We start from the raw sequence: 6,739 nt of genomic DNA, 5'->3' as shown, positions 1-6,739 counted from the left end.
CCGGCCGGGCCTTACGGGGTCCAGGGATTGGCGACGGTCCAGGAGCTGTCGGCGGTCAGGGTCAAGGGACGGTCGGGGCCGGCGCCCGCACCGGAGGCGATGTGGGCCTGGGCGTCGTAGTGGCGCAGGAAGCTGCCGGGGAAGTTCAGCGACTCGAAGGTCACTCCGGTGCCGCTCAGGCCGGGACGGGCGCAGAACGTGGCGTCGGCGGCGAACAACGCTGAACCGTCGCTGGACGCCAGGCGGATGCGGCCGGAGGCGTGGCGCAGGAACTGCCCGGGGAAGTTGGCCGACTCCAGGGAGTAGCAGGACGACTCGGCCAGGCCTCGGCGCAGCGTGAACGTGGCGTCCGCCTTCAGCAGGGCGCTGCTGGAGGCGTTGACCGCGGCCGTCCAGCCCAGGCCGTCGGCGTGCCGCAGGTAACGGTCGGTGTAGCCCCACGTGGTGACCTGCAGCGAGCGGCGGGCGTCGTACGGCAACAGGACCGAACTGCGCCACAACGCCGGGTCGGCGACGTTCCAGGTGGCGTCGGCGGCGAACAGCGCGGATCCGTCGTTCGCGGCCAGCAGGACGTTCTCCGACGCGTGCCGGATGAACGAGCCGGGCTGGTTGTACGCCTCGAACGACACCCCACCGGCGGCCAGGCCGGGACGGGCGCACCAGGTGGCGTCGCCGGCCGCGGGATTCGCGTCGATGCGAACCTGACCGGAGGCGTGCCGCAGGAAACGGCCGGGGAGGTTGACCGATTCGAACGAGTGGCAGCGTGGATCGGCGAGACCGGCGACGGTACGGAACGAGGCGTCCTGCCGGGCCCCGTCACCGCTGATCACGTCGGTGCGGGCGAGCGAGTTCGCGTGCCGCAGATGCCGGCCGGTGTGCCCGGCGGTGGTGACCCGGAACGAGCGGACGTGTCCGAGGGTGAGCGGCACCGCCGAGTTCTGGTTGCGGGAGGCCCGGATCAGGTCGGTGAGCGCCGCCCGTACCGCAAGCGTGTCGATCTTTTGAATCCGCCGGTCGTAGGTGAAGAGCCCGTTGTACTCCCCCTCCAGGTCGGTGATCTCGGTGTAGACGAATCCGGACAGGCCCTTGGTGGTCATCAGCCGTTGCGAGTCCCGGATCATGCCGGTGAATCTGTCGTTCAGCTGGGCGTTGCTGAACACCTGCTCGTAGGCGAAGAACTGGTTGTCGGGGCTGTACTCGTGGCCGGGAGTGCGCAGCCCGATGCCACCGAACTCGCCGAGGATCGACACCCGCGACGACGACGGGCGCGGGGCGTCCGGTCCGGTGTAGACATGCCAGTCGATCATGTCGCCGGTGCCGGGGTCGCCCTTGGCGGCGCAGCAGTTGAAGCCGCTGTGCGCGTTCATCAAACGGGTCGGGTCGTAGGCCTTCAGCTCGCGGGTGAGCGAGGCGGTGTCGGCGAGACTCCACTCACCCCAGCCCTCGTTGAACGGCACATAGGTGATCACCGACGGGAACGCCCGGTGCTCGTCGACGATCTCCCGGGCCTCGGTCTGGAACTGGGCGATCTGCGCGGCCGTCCGGTTCGCGTCGAACGGCGGGGTGGACGGCACGTCCTGCCAGACCAGCAGGCCCAGCCGGTCGGCGTGGTAGTACCAGCGGGCCGGCTCCACCTTGATGTGCTTGCGCACCATGTTGAAGCCCAGGTCCTTGTGTTTCTGCAGGTCGAAGAGGAGGGCCGCGTCGGTGGGCGCGGTGTACAGCCCGTCCGGCCAGAAACCCTGGTCCAGGGTGCCGGCCTGGAACACGAACTCGCCGTTCAGGGTGGGCCGCAGCACCCCGTCGACCAGCTTGGTGCCGACCTCGCGCATGCCGAAGTAGTTGATCACCTGATCGACGGTCGCCCCGGCGGCGTTACGCAGCGACACCCGCAGGTTGTAGAGGAACGGATCGTCCGGGGACCACCGGCGGGCGTTCGGCACCGGCACGGTGAACTCGGTGAACCCGCCGGCCGACGAGCCGACCACGGTGGTGCCGTTCATCGCCTCGGCCAGCACGGTGTGACCGGTGACGTTCCCGCGGGTGAACACCCGTACCCGAACGGTGTTGTTCGTGATGTTCGGATAGATGTCGGCGGAGTAGATCGAGGACGTCGCGGTCGGTTCCAGCCAGACCGTCTGCCAGATGCCCGAACTGGGAGTGTAGAAGATGCCACTCGGATTGTTGGTCTGCTTGCCGATCGGCTGTTTCTCGCCGCGCCCGTCGGTCGGGTCGTAGACGCGGACCACGATCTCGTTGGACCCGCCGGTGAGCTGCGGGGTGATGTCCACCTCGAACCGGTCGTAGCCGCCCCGGTGCGTGGTCACCTGGGTGCCGTTGATCCAGACGGTGGCCTCGTAGTCGACCGCGCCGAAGTGCAGCTGGACCCGGCGGCCGGACCAGCCCTGCGGGACGGTGAACGTGCGGCGGTAGAACATCAGGTCACGGTTGTCGCTGCGCATGATCCCGGACAGGGCGGACTCCACCGGGTACGGCACCAGGATCCGTTCCGGCAGGGTCTGGCCGATCGGCGGGGCCGCGTTGCGGTTGACGTTGCCGGCCGCGTCGGTCGCCGGGTTGAGGAACTCCCACTCGCCGTTCAGTGACTGCCAGTCCGGCCGGGTCATCTGCGGCCTCGGATACTCCGGCAGCGGGTTGGTGGTGGAGACCTGGCCGGTCCAGGGCGTGGTCAGCGGGGGTGTCTTCGGGATGATCGCGGCGGTCGCGGGCGGAGCGGCGACGACCAGGCCGGCGGTGGCGGAGATCAAGATCGCGGCGGTACGGGCTACGAGACGGCGCATCGGACTCCTCGGGGAGCGGGAACCGAATCCGGCAAGACCGAACGGTCTCGCACACGGTGGAACACATTCATCCACCGTCGCCAATCTTCTGTCAAGGTTCCGAACCATTCCCGGAACCTGGCGGAAACAGAGCGATGGCCCGAGCCGGATCGACTCGGGCCACCATGGACGCGGATCAGGACGCCGACGCCGAATAGCTGTTGGTGACGAAGTCCAGCCCGCCGCTCGCCGAGGTGATCTCGTAGCCGAACTGGATCTGGCTCAGGGTCACGTCGCCGTACCAGCCGCGGTCCCGGATCCAGTTCATCACGGCGCGGATGTCGACCGTACCGGCGCTGGTGTTGCCGTTGCGGATGAACGAGAAGACCGCGTTCGACCCGTTGGACCCGCGATAGACGGCCCAGGTGTGACCGCCGACGGTGGTGTTGGTCTGGAAGGTGCCGAGCGGACCGACCGGGCCGGTCTTGTTCATCCAGAGCATGATCTCGTACGTGTGACCGTCGGCCCAGATGTCGTAGGCGCTGGTGTACGCCCCACCGCTCGGCACCGTCACGTTGAAGCTGCTGGTGGCACTGCGCAGGGCGCTGAGCCGCTTGTTCACGGTGATGCTGGCGTTCGGGTAGGACTTGATGCCGCCGGTGTTCGGGTGATTGGCCCAGACACCCCAGTTGCTGACCGAGTTGGCCCAGATGGTCTGCGGGCCGGCACCGCTGCCCCAGATGTTGTTGTAGAGGGTGTACCCGTTGCTGGTCCAGTTGCCCCACTGGTCGGACGACCACCAGACGGCGGCGTGCGCGGGGGCCTGACCGATCAGGATCAGCGCGGACGCGAGGAACAGGGACAGGGCGAGTCGGATTCTGCGCATGCTGTGGCTCCTTGGGGGAAGGAGTGTCTTAATCGAAGCGCTTCGATCGGAGATGGGCCCAGATTAAGCCAGAGGCAACACCGGTGCAACAACGCCGTCCACAAAGGAATTACGGTAAGGTCGAATCGGATTGCATCGATTCACTGAGAGGTGCCGACGTGGTGGAGGAGACGGTTCCGGCCGGGCTGGACACCACGACCGCGCATCCCGCCCGGCGCTACAACTACTGGCTCGGCGGCAAGGACCATTTCCCCGCCGACCGCGCCTCCGGCGACATGATCGAGAGCGTGCACCCGACCGTCCGGCTCTCCGCCCGGGAGAACCGGGCGTTCCTGCAACGCTCCGTGCGGTTCCTCGCCGAAGAGGCGCGGATCGACCAGTTCCTCGACATCGGCACCGGCCTGCCCACCGCCGACAACACCCACGAGGTCGCCCAGCGCCGGGTGCCGCAGGCCCGTGTCGTCTACGTCGACAACGATCCGATGGTCGGCGTGCACGCCCGCGCCCTGCTCACCAGCACCCCCGAAGGCCGCACCCGCTACCTCGAAGAAGACCTGCGCGACCCGGCCGCCATCCTCGCCGACCCGCAACTCAAGGAGACCCTCGACCTGGACCGGCCGGTCGCACTCGTGCTGATCGCGGTGCTGCACTTCATCGAGGACCACACCGAGGCCCGTGACGTGGTCCGCGAACTGATGGCCGCGCTCCCGTCCGGCAGCTACCTGGCCGCCTCCAACTTCACCCTCGACTACGCCACACCCGCGCAGGCCGCCGTCGCCCGCGAGATGATCGCCCAGGGCCGGTCCGACGCGCACCCCCGCACCCGCGCCGAGTTCGCCGAGTTCTTCACCGGCCTCGGCCTGATCGGCCCCGGCATCGTCCCCGTCTCCGAGTGGCTGCCCGAGGTCCCCGCACACCAGCGACCATCCGCCGAACAGATCGCCATCTACGGAGCGGTAGGACGAAAACCCTAGATCAACCCCCGATCGCGGTACGTCTGCAGCGCACCTCGCGCATCGGGAAGCCCCTGCTGGAGTCCACTTTGACGGCGCCGTCCGGCACCCATCCGGCGGCCTCGTAGAACCGCCGCGCCCGTGCGTTGGACTCCAGCACCCACAGGATGGCTGCGGGATGGCGGAATTCGGTCAGCCACCGGCGCCATCCCGGCTCTCGCTGGGCCGGCTCCAGGGAATCCAGATAGTCCCGCGGAACGTGGCCAGCGTATGCGGCCTGCCACGTGCGCACGTGCACCACCGCCAGGTCGGCGGCGTCGGCGGGAGTCGCGGGACGGATCGGCACAGGTCAGGAGAATAGTCCCGCGTAGCCGTTGATCGCGGGCTGGCCGCCGAGGTGGGCGTACAGCACGTGGGAGTCCGCGGTGATCTCGCCCCGCCGGACCAGGTCGATCAGGCCGGCCATCGACTTCCCCTCGTACACCGGATCGGTGATCATGCCTTCGGTCCGGGCGGCGAGCCGCATCGCGTCCAGGGTGGTCTCGTCGGGGATGCCGTAGATCCCGGCGTGGTAGCGGTCGTCCAGGATGATCTCGTCGTCGGTCAGGTCGCGGGCACCGATCAGGGCGGCGGTGGCGCGGGCGATCCGGGCGACCTGCGCGTGGGTCTCGACCGGTTTGGCGGAGCCGTCGATGCCGATCACCCGGCGGGGGCGGCCTCCGGCGGCGGCGAATCCGGCGATCATGCCGGCCTGGGTGCTGCCGGTGACCGAGCAGACGATGATCGTGTCGAAGAAGACGCCGAGCTGTTTCTCCTGTTCGATCAGCTCGTACGCCCAGTTCGCGAAGCCGAGGCCGCCGAGGCGGTGGTCGCTGGCGCCGGCCGGGATCGCGTACGGCGTACCGCCGGCGGCTTCGACCTCGGCCAGGGCCAGCTCCCAGCTCTCCTTGAAGCCGATGCCGAAGCCGGCTTTGACCAGCCGCACGTCCGCCCCGGCGAGCCGGCTGATCAGGATGTTGCCGACCTTGTCGTAGACGGCGTCCGGCCAGTCCACCCAGCTCTCCTGGACGAGGACACATTTGAGCCCGGTGGCGGCGGCGACCGCGGCGACCTGCCGGGTGTGGTTGGACTGCACGCCGCCGATGGAGACCAGGGTGTCGGCGCCGTGGGCGAGCGCGTCGGCCACCAGGTATTCCAGTTTGCGGGTCTTGTTGCCGCCGAAGGCGATGCCGGAGTTGACGTCCTCCCGTTTGGCCCAGACGGTGGCACCGCCGAGGTGGGTGGTGAGGCGGTCGAGCCGGTGCACCGGTGAGGGCCCGAACAGCAGGGGGTGGCGCGGGAAGTCGGAGATGCCCATCGGTAACCGCCTAACTCAGTGGGTGGAGGTGGCCCCAGATCTCGCCGTTGACGGTGCCGGCGCGGACGCCGTCGCCGGCGGCCAGGGCCGCGATCAGGTCGTCGTGGAGTCGCACCGACCGGCCGGCGTCGGCCGAGGTGAACAGCAGGCGCTCGGCCCGGCGCACCAGCGGGGTGTACCGCTCGACGGTGCCGGTGGCGGCCTGGTTGCCGTAGACGAGCAGTGGGATGGCGTGCACCTCGTCGTCGGCGGCGAGCGCGGCGTCGGCGTCGCCGGCCCGGACGGCGTCGGCGAACCGGGTGTTGGCCTGGCGCATCGCGGTCAGGTGGGCCGGGGTGAGGGTGGTGGCGGCGTGCCTGACGGCGAGGCCGTGGATGGCGCCGAGCACCGCGGCGGCGTCGGCCACGTCCTTGGCGACGACCTCGGTGACCCGGGTGTAGCTCTGCGGTTTGGTCTCGACCAGGCCTTCGCTGGCGAGCCGGGCGATGGCGTCGCGGATCGGCGCGCGGGACAGCCCGAGCCGCTCGGCCAGCTCGTCGGGCCGCAGGGCGGAGCCGGGGGCGAGGGTGCCGTCCACGATCGCGCCGCGGATCCGCCCGTAGGCGGCGTCCCGCAGCAGGTGCCGTCCGATGCTCTCCACAACTGAAATGTTAGATGTCAGGTGGCGTTCGGACAAGACGAAGATGCCGTGACCGGGCGGCAACCCGGTCACGGCTGGGATCATCGAAGGGTGCGGTCCTGCGGTTCTTCCCATTCTCAGCGA

At 69.2% G+C, this 6,739-nt stretch carries 6 protein-coding genes; 1 reads left to right on the top strand and 5 read right to left on the bottom strand.

Annotated features, from left to right (window positions below; all coding sequences use genetic code 11):
* Positions 1 to 11: 11 nt before the first annotated feature.
* Positions 12 to 2,801: an AbfB domain-containing protein gene (locus tag ACQ0O7_RS32325; RefSeq protein WP_430787706.1), complete on the bottom strand. Its 2,790-nt coding sequence runs from the start codon at positions 2,799 to 2,801 to the stop codon at positions 12 to 14.
* A 175-nt stretch (positions 2,802 to 2,976) separates the two neighbouring features.
* Positions 2,977 to 3,666 (bottom strand): glycoside hydrolase family 12 protein, encoded by a 690-nt coding sequence (locus ACQ0O7_RS32320; protein WP_430787704.1) that lies wholly within the window; start codon positions 3,664 to 3,666, stop codon positions 2,977 to 2,979.
* 158 nt (positions 3,667 to 3,824) lie between these two features.
* Between ACQ0O7_RS32320 and ACQ0O7_RS32315 the strand changes: the two genes are divergently transcribed.
* On the top strand, positions 3,825 to 4,640 hold the full coding sequence (locus ACQ0O7_RS32315) for an SAM-dependent methyltransferase (protein ID WP_430787702.1): 816 nt from the start codon (positions 3,825 to 3,827) through the stop codon (positions 4,638 to 4,640).
* A 1-nt stretch (position 4,641) separates the two neighbouring features.
* On the opposite strand, the gene ACQ0O7_RS32310 is transcribed toward ACQ0O7_RS32315, so the two are convergent.
* From ACQ0O7_RS32310 to ACQ0O7_RS32300, 3 genes are read right to left on the bottom strand one after another with little or no spacing between them, the layout of a single operon-like run.
* Positions 4,642 to 4,965, bottom strand: coding sequence for a hypothetical protein (locus ACQ0O7_RS32310; protein WP_430787700.1), 324 nt, complete (start codon positions 4,963 to 4,965; stop codon positions 4,642 to 4,644).
* A 3-nt stretch (positions 4,966 to 4,968) separates the two neighbouring features.
* On the bottom strand, positions 4,969 to 5,976 hold the full coding sequence (locus ACQ0O7_RS32305) for a 1-aminocyclopropane-1-carboxylate deaminase (RefSeq protein WP_430787698.1): 1,008 nt from the start codon (positions 5,974 to 5,976) through the stop codon (positions 4,969 to 4,971).
* A 10-nt stretch (positions 5,977 to 5,986) separates the two neighbouring features.
* Entirely contained in the window at positions 5,987 to 6,616 is a 630-nt protein-coding gene (locus tag ACQ0O7_RS32300; protein WP_430787696.1) for a GntR family transcriptional regulator, read from the bottom strand.
* Between the last annotated feature and the right edge of the window lie 123 nt (positions 6,617 to 6,739).

Origin of the sequence: Actinoplanes sp. G11-F43 (genome assembly GCF_050589265.1) — a bacterium.
Lineage (GTDB): Bacteria > Actinomycetota > Actinomycetes > Mycobacteriales > Micromonosporaceae > Actinoplanes.
Note: the sequence above shows the minus strand (reverse complement) of the source record. Positions and strands in the feature narration are given on the sequence as shown.